The sequence below is a fragment of the Bartonella queenslandensis genome (assembly GCF_018155095.1).
Taxonomy (GTDB): Bacteria; Pseudomonadota; Alphaproteobacteria; order Rhizobiales; family Rhizobiaceae; genus Bartonella; species Bartonella queenslandensis_B.
Genome location: NZ_NAAI01000035.1, coordinates 1 through 673, shown reverse-complemented (window position 1 = coordinate 673; position 673 = coordinate 1). Strand labels below are relative to the sequence as shown.

Here is a 673-nt window from a genome sequence, read left to right as displayed (position 1 = left end):
TCTTTGAGGGCAGAGTGCATCCTCTATGAGATTGGATACATGCCTTATGAGGGTGAGGCTGTATCCCGTGAGGGGAAGGATGCACTCTTGTGAAGAGCTGAGTGCATCCTCTATGAGATTGGGACCATGCCTTATGAGAGTAAGGCTGTATCCCGTGAGGGGAAGGATGCACTCTTTTAGAAGGCAGAGTGCATCCTCTATGAGATTGGGACCATGCCTTATGAGAGTAAGGCTGTATCCCTTGAGGGGGAGGATGCACTCTTTTAGAAGGCAGAGTGCATCCTCTATGAGATTGGGACCATGCCTTATGAGGGTGAGGCTGTATCCCTTGAGGGGAAGGATGCACTCTTGTGAAGAGCTGAGTGCATCCTCTATGAGATTGGGACCATGCCTTATGAGAGTAAGGCTGTATCCCGTGAGGGGGAGGATGCACTCTTTTAGAAGGCAGAGTGCATCCTCTATGAGATTGGGACCATGCCTTATGAGGGTGAGGCTGTATCCCTTGAGGGGAAGGATGCACTCTTTTAGAGGGCAGAGTGCATCCTCTATGAGATTGGATACATGCCTTATGAGGGTGAGGCTGTATCCCGTGAGGGGGAGGATGCACTCTTTTGAGGGCAGAGTGCATCCTCTATGAGATTGGGACCATGCCTTATGAGGGTGAGGCTGTATC

The 673-nt window shown here is 50.8% G+C and carries 1 protein-coding gene; it reads right to left on the bottom strand.

Translation table 11 applies throughout. The features are described from left to right. A partial coding sequence (locus tag B5V81_RS08605; RefSeq protein ID WP_212113100.1) for a hypothetical protein occupies positions 1–673 on the bottom strand: 673 nt, incomplete at both ends.